Annotated in this window: 19 protein-coding genes; 6 read left to right on the top strand and 13 right to left on the bottom strand. The window is 57.5% G+C overall.

What is annotated here, in order from left to right; all coding sequences use genetic code 11:
• A partial coding sequence (locus KUL77_RS00970) for a M3 family metallopeptidase (protein WP_297142379.1) occupies window positions 1-202 on the top strand: 202 nt, incomplete at its 5' end.
• Window positions 203-496: 294 nt separating this feature from the next.
• Window positions 497-883, top strand: coding sequence for a type II toxin-antitoxin system HicB family antitoxin (locus tag KUL77_RS00965; protein WP_297142376.1), 387 nt, complete (start codon window positions 497-499; stop codon window positions 881-883).
• Window positions 884-954: 71 nt separating this feature from the next.
• Here the strand turns inward: KUL77_RS00965 and KUL77_RS00960 are convergent, their stop codons facing one another.
• The 6 genes from KUL77_RS00960 to KUL77_RS00935 are packed head-to-tail and all read right to left on the bottom strand — an operon-like array spanning window position 955 to window position 5,157.
• Window positions 955-1,680, bottom strand: coding sequence for a hypothetical protein (locus tag KUL77_RS00960; RefSeq protein WP_297142373.1), 726 nt, complete (start codon window positions 1,678-1,680; stop codon window positions 955-957).
• A gap of 48 nt (window positions 1,681-1,728) precedes the next feature.
• Window positions 1,729-2,478, bottom strand: coding sequence for a hypothetical protein (locus tag KUL77_RS00955; protein ID WP_297142370.1), 750 nt, complete (start codon window positions 2,476-2,478; stop codon window positions 1,729-1,731).
• 35 nt (window positions 2,479-2,513) lie between these two features.
• A complete protein-coding gene (locus KUL77_RS00950; RefSeq protein WP_297142368.1) occupies window positions 2,514-3,461 on the bottom strand; it encodes a J domain-containing protein in 948 nt (315 codons plus the stop codon).
• Window positions 3,462-3,470: 9 nt separating this feature from the next.
• Window positions 3,471-3,734 carry a hypothetical protein gene (locus tag KUL77_RS00945; RefSeq protein ID WP_297142365.1) on the bottom strand — a complete coding sequence of 88 codons (264 nt, stop codon included), beginning with the start codon at window positions 3,732-3,734 and terminating at the stop codon, window positions 3,471-3,473.
• The gene (locus tag KUL77_RS00940; protein ID WP_297142361.1) at window positions 3,731-4,858 is read right to left on the bottom strand and encodes a S1C family serine protease; all 1,128 of its coding nucleotides are present in this window, start codon (window positions 4,856-4,858) and stop codon (window positions 3,731-3,733) included. Before KUL77_RS00940 ends, KUL77_RS00945 begins: the two co-directional genes overlap by 4 nt.
• A gap of 11 nt (window positions 4,859-4,869) precedes the next feature.
• Window positions 4,870-5,157, bottom strand: a complete 288-nt coding sequence (locus tag KUL77_RS00935) for a hypothetical protein (protein WP_297142358.1) — start codon at window positions 5,155-5,157, stop codon at window positions 4,870-4,872.
• Window positions 5,158-5,262: 105 nt separating this feature from the next.
• On the opposite strand from KUL77_RS00935, the gene KUL77_RS00930 reads away from it, so the two are divergent.
• Window positions 5,263-5,589 carry a helix-turn-helix transcriptional regulator gene (locus KUL77_RS00930; RefSeq protein ID WP_297142354.1) on the top strand — a complete coding sequence of 109 codons (327 nt, stop codon included), beginning with the start codon at window positions 5,263-5,265 and terminating at the stop codon, window positions 5,587-5,589.
• Window positions 5,590-5,703: 114 nt separating this feature from the next.
• On the opposite strand, the gene dksA is transcribed toward KUL77_RS00930, so the two are convergent.
• Window positions 5,704-6,816: an RNA polymerase-binding protein DksA gene (gene dksA, locus KUL77_RS00925; RefSeq protein WP_297142351.1), complete on the bottom strand. Its 1,113-nt coding sequence runs from the start codon at window positions 6,814-6,816 to the stop codon at window positions 5,704-5,706.
• Between the two features lie 117 nt (window positions 6,817-6,933).
• Between dksA and yidD the strand changes: the two genes are divergently transcribed.
• The 3 genes from yidD to KUL77_RS00910 all read left to right on the top strand — a co-directional run bounded on the left by yidD (window position 6,934) and on the right by KUL77_RS00910 (window position 12,499).
• Complete coding sequence (gene yidD, locus KUL77_RS00920; protein WP_297142348.1) at window positions 6,934-7,164, top strand: membrane protein insertion efficiency factor YidD; 231 nt, start codon at window positions 6,934-6,936, stop codon at window positions 7,162-7,164.
• Window positions 7,161-8,507, top strand: a complete 1,347-nt coding sequence (locus KUL77_RS00915) for a dihydroorotase (protein ID WP_297142346.1) — start codon at window positions 7,161-7,163, stop codon at window positions 8,505-8,507. The genes yidD and KUL77_RS00915 overlap by 4 nt, the downstream gene beginning before the upstream one ends.
• 683 nt (window positions 8,508-9,190) lie before the next feature.
• Window positions 9,191-12,499, top strand: a complete 3,309-nt coding sequence (locus tag KUL77_RS00910; RefSeq protein WP_297142342.1) for an autotransporter serine protease — start codon at window positions 9,191-9,193, stop codon at window positions 12,497-12,499.
• A gap of 157 nt (window positions 12,500-12,656) precedes the next feature.
• On the opposite strand, the gene folE2 is transcribed toward KUL77_RS00910, so the two are convergent.
• From folE2 to efp, 6 genes are read right to left on the bottom strand one after another with little or no spacing between them, the layout of a single operon-like run.
• On the bottom strand, window positions 12,657-13,595 hold the full coding sequence (folE2, locus tag KUL77_RS00905) for a GTP cyclohydrolase FolE2 (protein ID WP_297142339.1): 939 nt from the start codon (window positions 13,593-13,595) through the stop codon (window positions 12,657-12,659).
• Window positions 13,596-13,655: 60 nt separating this feature from the next.
• Window positions 13,656-14,321: a phytoene/squalene synthase family protein gene (locus tag KUL77_RS00900; RefSeq protein ID WP_297142337.1), complete on the bottom strand. Its 666-nt coding sequence runs from the start codon at window positions 14,319-14,321 to the stop codon at window positions 13,656-13,658.
• Window positions 14,318-15,013 carry a phosphoglycolate phosphatase gene (gene gph, locus KUL77_RS00895; protein ID WP_297142334.1) on the bottom strand — a complete coding sequence of 232 codons (696 nt, stop codon included), beginning with the start codon at window positions 15,011-15,013 and terminating at the stop codon, window positions 14,318-14,320. Before gph ends, KUL77_RS00900 begins: the two co-directional genes overlap by 4 nt.
• A complete protein-coding gene (gene ubiG, locus KUL77_RS00890) occupies window positions 14,992-15,708 on the bottom strand; it encodes a bifunctional 2-polyprenyl-6-hydroxyphenol methylase/3-demethylubiquinol 3-O-methyltransferase UbiG (RefSeq protein WP_297142330.1) in 717 nt (238 codons plus the stop codon). Before ubiG ends, gph begins: the two co-directional genes overlap by 22 nt.
• Window positions 15,705-17,048 carry a TRZ/ATZ family hydrolase gene (locus KUL77_RS00885; protein ID WP_297142328.1) on the bottom strand — a complete coding sequence of 448 codons (1,344 nt, stop codon included), beginning with the start codon at window positions 17,046-17,048 and terminating at the stop codon, window positions 15,705-15,707. The genes ubiG and KUL77_RS00885 overlap by 4 nt, the downstream gene beginning before the upstream one ends.
• 3 nt (window positions 17,049-17,051) lie before the next feature.
• On the bottom strand, window positions 17,052-17,618 hold the full coding sequence (efp, locus tag KUL77_RS00880; RefSeq protein ID WP_297142325.1) for an elongation factor P: 567 nt from the start codon (window positions 17,616-17,618) through the stop codon (window positions 17,052-17,054).
• Window positions 17,619-17,700 lie beyond the last annotated feature (82 nt).

Raw genomic sequence — 17,700 nt, 5'->3', positions numbered from 1 at the left:
CTGGTCGGAAGTGCTGGGCGCCAACACCACCCAATGGATCCGCAACAACGGCGGCCTGACGCTGGAAAACGGCGACCGCGTGCGTGCGAAGGTACTTGCTCCGGGCGGCGAAATCGCCCCCGGCAAGCTGTTCCCGAACCTGTCGGGCTACGAGGCCAAGATCGAACCGCTGCTGGAAGCGCGTGGCTTAGATACCAAGTAACAGCCCCGAACTTCGTAGACTCACTCAGGCCCCCGCATGTTTGCGGGGGCTTTTTGTCGAGGAATTGCAAATGTGTATTTGTGTGTATAATCATCCATGAATAGTGCAGCCCTTATCCGAAAGCTAAAGGCAGAAGGCTGGAAGCTAGTACACGTCAACGGCTCGCACCACAAGTTCAAGCACGCAAATAAGCTAGGCCATGTCACAGTGCCACACCCCAAACATGACCTGCCTATCGGGACAGTTCGCAGTATTTATCGACAAGCTGGCTGGGATTGGAAATAGGAGACCGTTATGCTCTACCCCCTCTATGTACATCACGAAGAAGGCAGCGCTTGGGGCGGCGAATTTCCCGATATTCCAGGCTGTTTTACTGCGGCCGATGATTTAGCAGACCTTCCCCGTATGGCGCAGGAAGCGGTTGAGGCACATTTCCACGGCGAAGCCCTATCCATCCCGGAGCCTAGTAGCATCGAGCAATGGGTCAACGATGCAATCTATACCAACGGCGTTTGGATGCTGGTCGAAATTGACCTAGCCAAAGTGAACACAAAACCCATCAGGTTGAATATTTCATTACCTGCAAACCTAGTACAGCGCATTGACCGCGCCGCCGAAGCCGCGCATATGAGCCGCAGCGGCTTCCTAGCCAAAGCAGCACAGCAGGCAATGGCGTCTTAACCGCCCAACTTCTTGGGGGCAGTTCATTGCGGGGTTTTTTAATTTTGTGCCGATTGCACAATCCACACCATTCAGAAATGGAAGTGCATCCAATCTAGGTCGTTACGGCCAAATACATCGGTAATATCGTATCGCTGCACCAGTGTCCGCCCATCCGCGCATTGATATTCCAGCACGTCGAACCGCCGTCCGCCATCCGTTTCCGTACTCTGACTCACGACCTCCATTTCTCCATGCACAGCCTCAATGATCGGCTGCACTGCCCGCACCATCGCAGCGGCACACGGCATACCGGGGCGATGCGTAATCGTCACGGAATCGACACCGAACCGCTCCGGCACAGGGAGCCCCAGCCCCCAGTCGTCCGCAAATACTTGCCAGAGGTCGCGCTGATAGGACGGGTTTGCAAGTTCCATTGCCCCTCTGCCATACCACGCCACAATCTCCGTAAACAGCGCGCTGTCATCGTCCCCCTCTTTCATACCAACATGTCTCAGCCGTGCATCAAGATGATGCGAAGCTTTGATACAAGCGCCATTGAGCACCGCGATATTCCTGCGGCTTGGCAGTACTCTAGGAAGAAAATCACCTCCAGATGGCCCACCCTCACCATCACATACATTGAAGAACCAATCGCCGTCTTGTGCAGGCTGGTACTTCCGCACGTTTTCCGGGCAATACTTGAACAAATGGCCGATCGTGTTACCTGCACTCATCTGCATCACCAGATACCGGCCAGACACCCAAAATTGCGTCACCTCGAAAGGCTTGGAGAAAATGCGATGCAGGACTTCCATTTGGCGCTCTCCTAAAAGGAACTGGATTCAGAATTCGTCCCCTCACCATCACCGCTCTCGAAACAAGAGCCGCACTGACTCCCCTGCAACAACTAGGCTCATGACAAACTCGGCGGGGACTTTCTTGTTTTTCTTCGGCAAGGATAGCTGCACATCGCCTATCACCAGTTCACCGGGCGAAAGCGTATTGGTCTTGAACGCTCTGTCTTTCAATTCCAGTCTTGCGAACTTGGCACTCGCCGCTTGCATCTCGCTTAATTGTTGACTCCGCATCTGAGCTAGCGTTTGCGCTTGATAAGCAGCCGTTGAGTCGTAAGTTTTTTCGGAATATGTGCCACTAAAGGATGACCTGCCCACCGAACCGGTATACGACCCTTTTGTTTCGCTATAGCCAGCAGCACCCGCGTTGTAACCATCCGCCGCTGCGGCCATTCCTAAAGCGATATTCGCCCACATGGCTTCACGCTTTTGCGCTTTCAATCGCTCGGCATAGGTCGCAACCTCCAATGGCTCCTGCCCGGAAGCTGCGGTGATATCGGACTCGCTGACGGTGAACGACGCGCCACCAATATTCCTCAGCTCGATCTTGACCAGACAGGATTTCTTGTCGCGCGGAATGTAGGACGCCACGACGAACGCCCGCTCCGTCCTTGCAAGCAGCACCGGATTTCCATCATCGTATTCGACCGCCTGCTCTCCCACCGCGACCGGCACGAAATTACGCTCCGCCGCCATCAGCGGAAACACCATCCCGGCAAGCACCATCAGAACAGCAAATCTCCCCGAAAACTGCTTCATGTATTTCTCCGCTTCATGGAACCAATCATTAGCACTCAAAACTCGTCAGCGGCAAGAGCATACGTGTGGAAATTGCCATCCCGCACCTTGTACAGCGTCATGGTCATGCTGCTGTATTCGATACCGGTCGCCGTGCGCCGTTCCTCGATCTCGAACGATTCGGAGCGCGAGAGTTTTCCCGTCGCAAGATCGAGATAGCGCAAGTCGTACTGACCCGCATCCACCTTGTTCATGGTGAACTTCGCGCCGGACGGGATATAGAACTGTCTGACCGGATAGGCGGTTTCACCTTCCAGCGATACCAGCTTGACGAACACGTCTGCATCGTTTTGCGTATTGTCCACCGTCACTTCGGAGCGCCCTTCGCGGTTGCTGATGGGATAGCCCCTCACATAGTCGGCACGGGTGGGCCATGCACTCCCATTGGGAGCTGTGGCCGGCCGGATATGGGCCGGCTTGGCGGGAGCGGGAGCAGGTGAAGGAGTTACGGGCGCAGCCGCCTGATAAGGCTTCGGCCCCGGCGGCGGCGGGCGATCCGGCGTCACCGCATTCCATAACCAGATGCCACCAAGCAGCAGACCCAGCACCGTCAACCGGGGCGCGAACTCAAAAAGAGCAGCTAACAACCTGACGGGCAACAGCAACAGCGTGGAAAGCCAGTGTTTGGACGCTGGCGAGGGAGGCAGAGACGGTTCCGGCTGCTGCCATTGCGGCGGGATCGGCGGGGATTGCGGCTGGGCTTGGGCCTTGAGTTTCGCTTCTTCCCGCGCGATCCATGCGTCGTGTTCGCGCCGCCGTTCCGGGTCGGACAGCACGTCGTAGGATTGGTTGATGAGGGACATGACCCGCGCAGCGCGCGCGTCGTCGGGATTCTTGTCCGGGTGGTATTTCTGGCTCAGCGTCTTGTACGCGGCGCGGATGACGAAATCCGGGGCGTCGCGGGCGACTTTCAGGTTGTCGTAGTGGGTGCGGAGCTTGGTCATGATCAATTGCTATGACTGCTCTTTTCCAACCACCATGCCGCCGGCAAAGCCAACCACCGCCATCAACAAACCAGAGAAGGCCTGCCCTGGAAGAAAGCCAGAGATCAAAGCAATGCAGCCAAAGGAAATCGCCAAAATCACCACAAGCACAGATGTGTTATAGCGACCAAATCCCGACGTTTTTGTTATGAAAAATCCACAGAGAGCAATGGCGCTCAAGGCAGTCACTACCAACAACACGCATCCATGATGTGAAATCGCCATGTCATTCATTTGCAAACCGCCTCCATGATTGCTTCGCCCACAGTCCCAGGCTGAATGCTTCCCCGATCTTGTTCGTAGCTTTTGTATTCGTGACTCCAAACCAAACTTCCACGAAGCCTCTGCGAAAAAAACTTCGTCGTGCTTTGACGACTTGCGCAGTGATAGGCATCGAGCCTCAGTTCTTCGTCGTAGGTGTCTCCGGCCTTATCGGTTTTCGGCCTGTCCAATACGAACTTCGTCCAAACAGTGACATCCGTGCCGTTGCGTTGAAGGGTCTGTGTATCAACGTATGCAGTGGATAAATCACTACTACCGACCTCAACCCAGCGGCTTCGTGGCGATGCGGGCTTTTCTACAGGCTGCGGCACAGGCTCCAGCGTACGCGCAGCTGGCTGCACGTTGTTTTTCCCAACTTCCGGCACCGATGCAATCAACTCCGCCGGGATGGCAAAGTTCAGGTTCTGCCCGTCTTTCAGGTACATCGTGGTGATGCCGACCAGCCGCCCCTGCGCATCGAACAGGCCGCCACCGCTGGAACCTTGGGAAATCGGCGCGGTGGTCTGGATGTATTCGGTGCCTTTGTACTCACGGATGCCGGACACCAGACCGTTCGACAAGGTCAACTCCAGGCCTTGCGGCGCACCGATGGCATAAACCGGATCACCAACCTCCAGCCATTGCGAAGAGGCAACACGTACCGTCGGGAGCTTCTTGTAGATGACCTTGCCGTCTTTACCAACTTTTATGGAGCTGCCTTTATTCTCCCCAAGACCATCCGGGAAAAGAGTATTGATTAAGCACAAATCCCTTTCAGCATCCCTGCCTTTCATAAACCCAATTCCACTACTTTCTCCATGCCTGACCAGAAATATTCCATCGTCAGACTTGTCCGTCAGATGGCAGTTGGTAGCAACCAGATTTCCATTTTCGGAACGACTCGGAACAATGACACCACTGCCCGACGCAACCAACCGGGAAGGCTTCCCCTCCGGGTATTCCCTAACTTCGATCACCACCACACTTGGCGATACCTGCTTGAACACTTCCTGCGCCGAAAGCTCCTGCGCTCCCGCACCGGACGCAAGTGCCAGCCACATTACCGGCATAGCCACGAAAAACAGTCCCATCTTCATGGCAGACTCCATCACTTGAATACCTTTTCGACGTCACAAACCGTGCCGTTGTCGAAAATCAGCTTGTTTTCGTAGGAATACCGCTCGTACCTGAGCACGGCGTCGTCGCCGTAGGCGTATTCGTAGCAATACTTCGTCTGGATATAGACGCCATCGCTGGTTTTGTATAAATCCTTGTCGATTCGCCGAACATTGACTTTATACATCTCTGCACTTACTGCACCTGTCAAAACCAGCAGCACGATAGCTATCACTGCGCGCAGCGCAGGTAAATTACCCTTATTCATATCCAACTTCATCCTTGGGTTGTCCTTTAACACCTTGCCATCTAAGCATTACTTAGATGTGGACACAAGAAGAATTGCCGACCCTATCCAGTCTGTTCTGGAAAGGTTGTCTGTTTCTTGCCCAAGCGCGCAACGTCAAACGATTTACTGGGAATCGTGGCTTTGCGCCTGCGACAGGCGCGCGAGGCCGCTGGTTTATCCCAACGGCAACTGGGCATCGTTGCAGAGTTAGACATTACGGTAGCCTCGCCCCGTATCAATCAGTACGAACAAGGCCGACACATGCCGAACCTGCGCATGTTGGAGCGCTTGGGCGAAATTCTTGATCGCCCGCTGCCTTGGTTTTTTGCCGTGGATGACGACACGGCAGCTTTACTGCTGGCATGGCATCAGGCCAGCTCGTTAAAGCGGAAACGCTTACTGAAGAAAGCAGCGGAACCCTAAAGGCTGTTTATGCACGCACCTTGCTTGCCTGCAAAAGCCGCTGAAAATGTTATGACCTGACACAACAAACCCCGCCTCAGCGGGGTTTGTTGTATGGGGTGCATGAAGCGGTGGTTAGTCGCCCATCTGCTTTTGCCGGTGTTCCCAGCGCTCTTGGGCGTCGATAGTGCGCTCTGCGGTGAGGCGGGCGTCCATGCGTTCCAAGCCGATTTCTTCGCCGGTATCCACACAGAAACCGTATTCGCCGCTGTCCACACGTTTGAGCGTGCTGTCGATCTTGCCAATCAGCTTGCGGTAGCGGTCGCGGGTGCGCAGTTCCAAGGAGTTTTCGGTTTCACGGGTCGCACGCTCGGCTTCGTCGCCAATATCGCGCACCTCGTCTTTCAGGTTTTCGATGGTCTGCTTGGACTCTTCCACCAGATCCGCGCGCCATTGCAACAGGCGCTGACGGAAGTATTCCAGCTGCAGCGGGCTCATGTACTCTTCATCTGCCGAAGGTTTGTAGCCCTCTGGCAAAATGGGACGCCCGGTAGCATCGTCGGTCTTAAAGTCGATCACCTTGAACTTGCTCTTTGCCACCGGTTTGCTTTCCGGCTTGTTCGTTTTCACCACTGCCACCATTACTTTCCCTACTGTCTTGGCTGCGGCAGGTTTTTTAACTTCCACCGGCGCGGCCACAGCCTTCTGCACACCCGGTGTTGGGGCCACGGTTTTTTGAACCTTGGCCGGTTGTACTTTAACCCCTGCCGCAGGCGTTGGCGTTTTTGCCGGTGCGGCAGCGACCTTTTCAGGCTTCGCCTTGCTTGCGGCCGAAGGTTTCGCTACTACTGGCTTCGCCACCGGCTTTGCAGCAGGCTTTGTCGCTACGGGTTTCACCGCTGCGGCTTTGGCTGGCGCTTTTACTGGCGCCTTCGCAGGTGCTTTTACCGGTGCCTTAGCCACGGTTTTGGCCACAGGCTTCGCAACCTTTGTGGCTGGCTTCTTTACTGCGGAAACTGTTCCACCCCCTGTTTTCTTAACCGCTGCGACTTTTTTCGCCACGGGCGCTTTTACTGCTGCTGCTTTTTTAGCAACAACAGGCTTTTTAGCCGGAGTTACCGCCTTTTTAGCAGCAACAGACTTTGCAGGTGTTTTCGCCGCGGCCTTTTTAACAGGCACGGGCTTTTTCACCGGAACGGTTTTCTTGGCCGTCTTAACGGCTTTTTTCACTGGTTTCTTCGCTGCCACGTTCAAGTTTCCCTCGGTTGTCCCTTGAGGCGGGAAGGCGCGCTGTTATACCCTGTCACGCGCATGGGGGCAACCGTAACACGTTCAGCCTCATAATTTCGCTTCTTGTGAGCGTTTGTGATCAATAAATTTCTCATCGCGCTGGTGCAAGGCTACAGGCGCTTTATTAGCCCACTTTTGGGGCCGAACTGCCGTTTTTATCCCACATGCTCCCAATACGCCATCGAGGCGTTAGAGCGCTTCGGTGCGCTTAAAGGCAGCTGGCTGGCCGCACGTCGCATTGCGCGCTGCCACCCCCTGCATCCCGGCGGGCACGACCCCGTCCCTTCTAAAAAGGATTCCCCATGACTTCTACCCTCATCGTCAACGCCCGCCTTGTGAACGAAGGCCGCGAATTTGACGGCAATCTGCGCTTTGCAGACGGCCGCATCCAACAGATTGGCAGCGGCCTTACCGGTAAACCCGGCGAAACCGTGATCGACGCCAAGGGCGCGCGCCTGCTGCCGGGCATGATCGACGACCAAGTGCACTTCCGCGAGCCGGGCATGGAATACAAGGCCGATATGGCCACCGAATCCGCCGCGGCCGTGGCCGGGGGGCTGACCAGCTTCATGGACATGCCCAATACCAAGCCGCCAACCCTGGATAGCGCAGCACTAGAGGATAAATACCACCGCGCGGCGGGCCGTGCTTGGGCTAATTACGGCTTCTACCATGGCGCGTCCAATGACAATCTGGAGGCGATTCGCGCGCTTGACCCAAAAGCCGCACCTGGCATCAAGGTGTTTATGGGCGCATCGACCGGCAATATGTTGGTGGATAACCCGGAAACACTGGACGCGATCTTCCGCGACACACCGGTGCCAATCATCACCCATTGCGAAGACACCCCGATGATCGACGCCAACCTTGCCCGCTATCAGGCGCAGTACGGCGACAACATCCCGGTGGAATGCCACCCTGATATCCGCAGCCGCGAAGCCTGCATCAAGTCCACCCGGCTGGCGATGGAGCTGGCGCGCCGCCACGGCACCCGCCTGCATGTGCTGCATATTTCCACCGCCGACGAGCTGGCCCTGTTTGAAAAAGGCCCACTCATCCGCGCCGATGGCAGCCGCAAGCAGATCACCGCCGAAACCTGCGTGCATTTTCTGCATTTCGCCCGCCCCGACTACGCCCGTCTTGGCAACTGGATCAAATGTAACCCGGCGATCAAAGACGAGGCCGACCGCGCCGCGATTATCCAAGCCCTTGCCGATGACGTGCTGGACGTGCTCGCCACCGATCACGCCCCGCATACGCTGGAAGAAAAGGCCAAGCCGTATGCTAGTGCGCCCAGCGGCCTACCGCTGGTGCAGTACGCACTGAACCTAGCACTAGAAAAGGTGTTTGACGGCAAGCTCAGCACCGCGCAGGTGGTGCAAAAATTCGCCCATGCCCCAGCCCAGCTGTTTGACGTGGAAAGCCGCGGCTTTCTGCGCGAAGGCTACGCCGCCGATCTAGTGCTGGTAGAAGACCGCCCGTTTACCGTGCAGCGCTCCGACGTGCTCAGCAAATGCGGTTGGTCGCCGTTTGAAGGCTTCACCTTCCGCTCGCGCATCGCCTCCACTTGGGTCAACGGCGTGCAGGTGTGGGACGGCAGCACGCTGGTGAACGGCCCGCAGGGGCAACGTATGACGTATGCCCGATGACACAAACACCTCGCCAGTTATCTATTGGCCTACTGCTGGGAATCGGCCTCAATGGTTGCGCGCAGCATATCCAAACGGATCAACCACCTGTCATTGACACGACACTCCAAGACATGTCCAACAAAGAGGTTTTTCCTCAGTCAATCAGCCCATCACCACCTTTCGCTCCAGCACTGCCGCCCGGTGAGCGGCAGTCGGGTCAGCACATCGCTATCCCGCATATGGTCAAAGCGGGCAAACCATTCAACGGAGCGGTGCCAGTAGGCAGCCACCTGACAATTGAAGGACAAGCGATCGAATTGGATACGGCGGGCCACTTCAGTTGGAGCGTCCCATCATCCACTCGCGGCACACTTACACTCATCCTTCACAGACCCGGCAGATCGGCCCCCATGAGATTCAAGGTGACAATTATCGAGTGATTTCAACACACAAATAACACGTCCGACACTTGTACTAGCAAATACAGCGCCCTAATTGGTCACAATTATTTGCAAAATATCAGATTTGTGTTAAAAATTGAGGGTTTATTAACTCTGCATTCATCTGCAAAGCAGATATGCAGCCTCAATTTTTAATACATTCAGGACACTATGAAAATCACGCCCAATCACATTCTTCGCTCTCGTCTGTTCCACGCAATTTCAGCCAGTTTAGTTTTGGGGATTGGCGCGACTGCTTCGGTGCAAGCCAAAGCTACCGTGCACTCCATCAACACACAAGCCTCTGCATGCAGCGCCATTGATGGCACCCAAGCCAAGCGCACATGTGAATCCGCACAGGCGGCCTATTTGCAAACCAAGCATGTTGCATTACCTGCCGCAACTACGCATTCGGTAGTAGTGCAAACCAGCGATCCAGGAGCAATCGGCAACCCTGATAGCTGGCGCACCGACGAATTTGAACAAGACTGGGGCCTAGCCGCTATCAATGCCCAATATGCCTATGCACGTGGCTTAACTGGCAAGGGCATCCGTATCGGATTATTCGACTCCGGCGCCGGGCTGGAACACCCAGAATTTGCTGGCAAGAATCATCATGGCTTACACATTGGTGATATCGACGCTGATGGCAATCGCTGCGCTGCCAATAGTTACATTTTAGGCGACACTACGTGCTTCGGAACCGATGGCGGCACCCCACAGCTCGATGCCACTTATTTCGATGAAACTTTTGCCAACTATTCAGTTACCAAGCACCTAGCGGGCAAGGTGGTTTACACCTACGGCGCACACGGCACCCACGTCGCCGGCACAATGGCCGCCAACCGGGATGGTGAGGGAATGCATGGCGTCGCGTTCGACGCCAACTTCAGCTCCGCGCGCTTGTTTGCCGATAGCCTAACTTTCGTCACCGTACGGAATGGCTATATCACTTCGCTTGGCGCACTGAGCATGCAGCCTTCGGCGTCGGCTTTTGTTGACATGTATTCACAAATGAATGCGGATGGCGTGCGTGCACTAAACCATAGCTGGGGATTGGCAAATGAACCCAGCAACGCCGCAGGTCAAAATGCGATCTTCAACAATCCGGCGATGCAAGAACGCTTCAACGCAATGCGCGACGGATCGCTAGCTAAGGGAATGATCCAAGTCTGGGCCGCAGGCAATACAAAGTCGGTGATTTCCACCCCCACACAAAGTCCAATTGCCGGTATCTACGCTTCATTGCCGCGCTTTATGCCTGAACTCGAGGAATTTTGGCTTAGCGTGGTTAACGTCAGCCAAACCGACAATCCAGATGCGCCATACGTCCTGAGCAACCGTTCGATGAAGTGCGGCCTCAGCGCCAACTGGTGTCTTGCAGCCCCCGGCACCGACATCACATCCACTGTGTACGGTGTGCAAGATCCGGATTCCTTTTGGGGCGGGTGGATCGGTGGCAATCTCGACGACCTGATGCCGGATGAAGATGGCAACTTCAGCTTAGATCCGAGTGGCCTGACACCAACGTATGATTACGATGTCTACAGCGGCACCTCCATGGCGGCTCCTCACGTCACCGGTGCCCTAGCGCTCTTGTTCGAACGCTACCCCTATCTGAGCAACCCACAAATCCGCGACATCATGCTGACCACGGCCACGGATATGGGTGCGCCAGGTGTCGATGAAATCTATGGCTGGGGCATGCTGAACCTGAAAAAAGCAATCGAAGGCTTTGGCCAGTTCCGTGTCGATACCGATGTTGTAATGAATACCAAGGCAGGCGGATTGCGCGTCTGGAGCGATGCGCGCATCTGGGATGACTGGACCAACGATATCGGCGGCCCTGGCCGCCTTTCCTTCGCTAGCGTGAACGGCGGTTGGCTGCGCTTGTCTGGTGACAACAGCTTCAACGGCATCAGCATCAAGAGCGGCACGCTAGAATTGTCGGGCAACAATGCCTTGACTGATGATGTCACCGTGAACGGCGGCGTCTTCCGCCTGACCGGGAACCTCACGGGAAGCAATCTGAACATCGTCGGCGGAACCGCTGTCATCAATGGCCAACTCAGCGGCGGTGATACCTTCGTCGGTACAGGTGGCATTCTTGGCGGCAGCGGTAGCCTAGGCAATACTACCGTAGCGGGCACGATCGCGCCGGGCAATTCCATTGGCAACTTGACGATCAATGGCAATTATGTGCAGCAGGCAGGCTCGAAATTCCTTGTCGAAATGCAGCCACCAAGCGCCAATGACACGATAACTATCAATGGCACGGCCACCTTGAACGGTGGCACGGTTGTCGCGTTGCGCACGGCCGGGGTATATGGGCTGGGTCAAAGCTACAACTTCCTCACCGCCACCCAAGGCATCTCTGGCACGTTTGCAGGCGTGGACAATAGCTTGTTCAGCCCGTTTGCGAAAATGCAGCTTCGCTACAGCGCAAACAGCGCTTACGCTGACGTCGTTCGCGCTGCAGCTCTCGCTTCGGTGGCAACAACTGCGAACCAGCACCAAACAGCCGGTGCAATTGATGCACTTTCCACCACCAATTCACTGCTTCAAAAAATGGTCTTCCTAGATGCGACAAACGCGTTGAAAGCGTTCGATCAGCTTTCCGGTGATCTGCACCCCAGCCTACGCAACGTATTACTGGAAGACGGCCGACAAGTGCGTCAAGCTGCATTGGCGCGTGCTGGTAGTGGTCACGACGCATTTAGCAGCCAGTCCACTGCACCCGGCGCAACCTTGTGGGTCGACATTCTCGGCAACGGAAACCAGCTAGAAAGTGACGGCAATGCCACAGGGCTTCGCTCAACCGGAAATCAAACGCTGGTGGGGGGGGATTATCAATTCGATAATGGTCTGCGCATCGGTGCGCTAGGCGGCACCAGTCGCAACGACGCCACCACAGTCGCTCATATGGCCAAAGGCAAAGTCACCAGCCGCACTTTCGCTCTCCTCGGTGGACAGCGCTGGGGTGCATTCGGATTGCATGGGGGCGCCAGTCTAACCAGTCATGACATCAGTACTCAGCGTAGTGTAAATGTACCTGGCGTAGCGCAAGCGCTGCAAGGTCAATACGACAGTCGCACCCAGCAATTGTTTATCGAGGGTGGCTACCAGTTCAGCAACACCAGCTGGCAACTTGAGCCCTATGTGCAGTATGCCTATGTGAAAGCCGAATCCGATGCCTTTACCGAAACTGGTGGTGATGCAGCGCTCAGTGCTCGTAAATCCAGCAACACGGTAGACCTAACCACAATGGGCTTGCGTGGCGCCATGAACCTCAAGGGTTCACAGCAAGAACAGTCGTGGCTCAGCCTGCGCGCGGGCCTAGCCTACCGTTTTGCATCAGCTGATCGAACCCCAGCAACCAGCATGGCCTTTGGCAACGGTGCAACCTTCACTACTTGGGGCGCCCCCATTGCCGACAAAGCCACATTGGTCGAACTCGGTCTTGCGGCACGTATGAGTGAGCGCGTGATGCTAGAAGTTGGCTATAACGGCCAATACTCCGATGAAGGCCGCGACCATGCCGCCAACCTGCGGTTGTCGTTCCAGTTCTAATCAAATAGCTGACACCTAGAGTAAAGCTGGGGCAACATCTTGATGGCGTTGCCCCATTTCAGCGAGTCCGGTCTATCCCCGGACTTGTTTTTTTATTACCCGTTTGTCACAGTATGAACGGCGGCACGAAAGCAGTCGAACTAATCACGAAGCGAGTTCAGTCTGAGCGTACTGCTGGATTGCGTCCGCTGACGCTTGCCACCGCGTCGTGCGGGTGCAGGCTTTCAAAATGTGCGACGCGGGCGTTCCATGCGGCTACGCGGCTATCGCTTGCCAACACCGAGGCAACACGACGCGCAGCGTCTTCGCAGAACAGCAGATTGGCCGCATTGGCGCAGGCGAAGGCCTGCTCGTCTTCGCGCTTCACTGCGGTTTGCACAGGGGTGCCGAGGGCCGCTTCGATGGCGTCCACCAGTGCTACCAGCGGTAGTTCGTCGAACGCGGGTTTTAGCTCCACCCGCACCTCGGCGCGACTGCGCTGGGCATGTGGGGTGGCGGCCATACCGCGCTCGCTTTCCAGCCATGCTTGCACGTCGGTGGGGGCAAGGCTGGTGGTTGCGGAAAAGTCTTCACCAAACCGCGCCGCATTGGCCTGCCGCGACAGTGCCGCCGAGGCCGGACAAGTGCTGGAATACTCCACCGAAAACGCCAGCGTCAAGCGCAGGTGGCCGTCGTGCAATTCGGCTTCCACCTCCACCGGGTAGCGCTTCCAGCCAGTGTTATCGCTGAGCAAGGCTTTGCGCAGCAGCAATTGGTCGTAGCGCAGGCGCAGGCGCGCGTGGGTGGCAAGGCCTTTTTGCGAAGTGATACAGGCATCTAACAGGCGGCGCAGCGAGGGCGCACCAAGGGCTTCATTGGCCAACCCCGCCTGCAGCTGCAGGTATAGCCGCGACATATGGATGCCGCGCGCATCGGGCTTGCTTAAGTTGACTGCCACGTCCACTGTTGCGGGCACCAACATGCCCTGCCCGTCTGCGCTGTGTAGGCGAATGGGTAGGGCCATGCCTTCCATGCCAACCCAGTCGAGCGGGCGCGCCAGCGCAACAGCATCGAAGGCGACATCGGGTAAAAGCGAATGCGTTGCGTTCTTGTGCATCCGTGTATTGTACCGGGCTGGATGTGACTATCGCTGCAACGCTGTAGTGCAGATGCCGGGTTAGCCGCGCGCCGCCTGCCAACTGGCCCAGAGAGCGCGCCAGCGCGGTGTTGCGCCTTCTTGATTGGCCACACGGCGCTGCAAGCGCCAGCGCAGCAGGGCGGCGTGGATGCGCTCGGGCCGGGTGCCGCCGGGCAGACGCGGCTGTTCTAACAGGCCACGCGCGCTCAATTCCCCCTGTACTCCGCTGGGCGGCTGGCGCAGCGCGCGTTCGGCCAGCAGGGTAATGGCCACATCCTGCGGCTCTGCGGGCGTGCCTTCAAACAGCACGGCAGCGGTTTCGGTGAGCCCTTGGGCCACGGTATTGAGGCTGCGCACCGCCGAGGCCAGATCGCCTTCTAGCGTGCGGCTAGAGCCTAGCGCGGGCAGGCGCGCGGCCAGTGTGGACCATGCCACCGGCTTGCTTTGCAGCAGCCCGCCCAGCGGATGGCGGTGCGCCCCCTGCGACCAGCCCTGCAGCTCTTCCACCCACCAACCTAGTTTGGCTGCGCCCGGCGTTGGGTCTTGCCCGGCCCAGGCTGCGTCGGCCCATTCGCCGCGCAGTGCCAGCCACGCCCGCGCCAGCTCGCGCTGCGGTTCGGGAATAAAGGCTTCGGCTACGGCCCATTCTGGCCACCACGTCTGCCATTTATTCAAAAAACTTTGCCACGTCTCGCGCTCGCTCACGGCAGCGCCTCCCAAAATTTAGGCTGCAATAAATCAGCGGCGGCAGACGCCATCGCGCTGCCTCCCCATGTCTGCGGGTCATCCCCTTCCGGGCGATAGCCCCATAGCGCCACGATGCTGCGCATATTGGCCGCGCGCGCCGCGTCGATATCGCGCTGGTCGTCCCCCACATACACACAATCCATGACGTCAACCGCCAAGGCTTCCAGCGCGTGCAGCAACGGCAGCGGATGCGGCTTGCGCTGCGGCAGCGTGTCGCCACCAATCAAAATGGCGCTGCGTGTGTCCCAACCGAGTTTGGGCAGAATTTTGCGCGCCAAGTATTCGGGTTTGTTGGTCACGATGCCCCAACGACTGCCCGCGGTTTCGACGGCGTCAAGCAACTCCGGCACGCCCGCAAATAGCGTGCTGTTCTCGCCGAGTACCTGCTCGTAAATCGCTAGAAACTCAGCGATCAATTCGCCCGGCACCTCTCCACCCAGCTCTGGAAAGGCTATCGCGCTCATCGCGCGCGCGCCTTTCGATACCTGTGGCCGCAGCGTCTCTAAGGCCATAGACCCATGCCCACGCGCCGCGCGCATGCGGTTAACCGTGGCCAGCATATCGGGGGCACTATCGAGCAGGGTCCCATCTAAATCAAACAACACCAGCTTGGGAAACATCACATCGCTCATTCGGGTTTGCGTGCACACGCAAGATAGTTCACATCCACGCGCGTGCTCAGCCGCGCGGCATTGCGCCACGGTTGATACATCAACCCACTCACGTCTTCTAAATCTAGCTTGGCTTCACGCAGCAGACGCGCCAGCTCCGCTGGCTTGATGAAGTCGCGGTATTGGTGGGTGCCCTTGGGCAGCAGGCGCGCGATGTACTCCGCCCCCACAATCGCCAGCGCAAAGGCCACCGGAGTACGGTTCAAAGTGGACAGGAACAGCCGACCACCGGGCTTGAGCAAGGTGGCGCAAGCGCGCACAACGGAAGCGGGGTCAGGCACATGCTCCAGCATTTCCATGCACGTTACCGCATCGAAACTCCCCGGCGCTTCTTGCGCAAGCTGCTCCACCGGCAGCTGCCGATAGTGCACTTTGATGCCCGACTCCAACCCGTGCAGACGCGCAACTTTCAGCAGGTTCGGCGCTAGATCAATCGCGGTTACCTGCGCACCGGCCTTGGCCAGTGCCTCACTCAGCAAACCACCACCGCAGCCAACGTCCAGCACGGCTGCACCCGCTAATGAGGTGCGCTGGGCTACGTAATCCAGCCGCACCGGGTTCAGTGCATGCAGGGCTTTTTGCGGGCCATTTGGGTCCCACCAGCGCTGTGCCAGTTCGTCGAACTTATCCAGTTCGGCCTGATGAAAATTGGAATGCGAAGAAGTCGTGGTCATGATGCGCGTTCAATCCCGGCAATGCGCTGCCGCCACTGCTTGGCGTTGGCGATGATGGCGTCCATATCCATATCCACTAAGACGCGTTGACGCAGTTTGGCCACGCCGTTGATCCACACATCGCTCACCTGCTGGCGCCCTGCGGCGTACACCAACTGCGAGACCACGTGATGCAGTGGCTGGGTTTCCAGCTGCGCGAGATCCACGCAGACGAGATCGGCTTGTTTGCCAACTTCCAGCGAACCGACCTTATCGCCAAAGCCCAACGCGTTTGCCCCACCCAAGGTGGCCGCACGCAGCGCCTCATGCGCAGAAAAACCTGCAGCATCGTTGGCCACAGCCTTACCTAGCAGCGCAGCGGTGCGGGTTTCGCCGAACATATCCAAGTCATTATTGGACGCGCAGCCATCGGTACCGATCGCAAGATTTACCCCAGCTTTGAGTAGTGCGCAGGCTGGGCAGAAGCCCGAAGCCAGCTTGAGGTTGGACTCCGGGCAATGCACCACGCTCACGCCGCGTTCGGCGCAGAGTGCGATCTCGGCCTCGGTGAGCTGGGTCATGTGCACGGCGATTAGGCGGTCGTTGACCAGCCCCAAGCGATCTAACCGCGCCAGCGGGCGCTGGCCGTGCAGCTTGATGGAATCAGCGATTTCCTGCGCGGTTTCGTGGGTGTGCAGATGCACCAGCACGTCGAGCTGATCGGCCAGCATGCGTACGCGTTCGAAGTTCGCATCGCTTACCGTATACGGCGCATGCGGGGCAAATGCAGTGCCAACAAGAGCATCGCCATGCCAAGCGTCGTGCAGCTCGCAGGCGCGGTCGAAGTATTCGTCATCGGTTTTCGCCCAAGCGCTGGGGAAATCGATGATGACCGAGCCCACCAAGGCGCGGAAACCATGTTTTTTATAAACAGCGGCGGCCACATCAGCGAAGAAATAATTTTCGTTCGCGCAGGTAGTGCCTCCACGCAGCATTTCCGCAATCGCCAGCGTAGTGCCATCGGCCACAAACTCCGGCCCCATGACCGCGCCTTCTACCGGCCAGATGTGCTCGCGCAGCCACGTCATCAACGGCAGATCGTCGGCCACCCCGCGCAGCAGGGTCATTGGGTTATGCGTATGTGCATTGACCAGCCCAGGAATCAGCGCGGCCTCGGGGCGGGCCACGGTTTCTTTCGGCACAAACTGCGCGCGCGCCTCATGGATCGGGAGAATGGCTTGGATGCGCCCGTTAGATACAGCAACGGCGTGATCGGTGAGGACCACGCCGTGCGGCACCACAGGCACCACCCAGCCGGCTTCGATCAACAGATCGCAGGGCTGTGGGGTGAGGTCGGTCATGATTTATTTCACACGCGAAACGTATTCGCCGCTGCGGGTATCGACCTTGATGATTTCATCTTGGCCCACGAACAGCGGCACGCGCACCACAGCGCCGGTTTCCAGCGTCGCCGGCTTGCCGCCGCCACCAGAGGTATCGCCGCGCACGCCCGGATCGGTCTCAACGATCTTCAGCTCGACGAAGTTCGGCGGGGTGACTTGAATCGGGCTGCCGTTGAACAACGTGACCACGCATTCTTCTTCACCCTTCAGCCACTTCGCGGCATCACCCATGCCGGCCTTGTCGGCCTGCACCTGCTCGAAGGTTTCCTGATTCATGAAGTGCCAGTATTCGCCGTCAGCGTATAGGTACTGCATATCGGTATCCACCACATCAGCGGCTTCCACCGAGTCGGTGGACTTCATGGTGATTTCCTGCACGCGACCGGTGCGGATCTGGCGGTAACGCACGCGGGTAAAGGCTTGGCCCTTGCCCGGCTTCACATAATCGGTTTCGGTGATGATGGAAGGCTCGTTGTTGACGAGGATCTTTTGCCCGTTTTTAACGTCGTTCATGCCGAGGGTGGCCATGGGTACTCCTTGGGGCCACCCGGCAGGGCGGCTAAACTATAGGGATATGGAAATTCCGACATTCGCCGGAACCTGTTGTGCA

Origin of the sequence: Thermomonas sp. (genome assembly GCF_019104945.1) — a bacterium.
Taxonomy (GTDB): Bacteria; Pseudomonadota; Gammaproteobacteria; order Xanthomonadales; family Xanthomonadaceae; genus Thermomonas.
The sequence above is the reverse complement of the archived record's forward strand: the minus strand, read 5'-3'. Positions and strand labels throughout refer to the sequence as shown.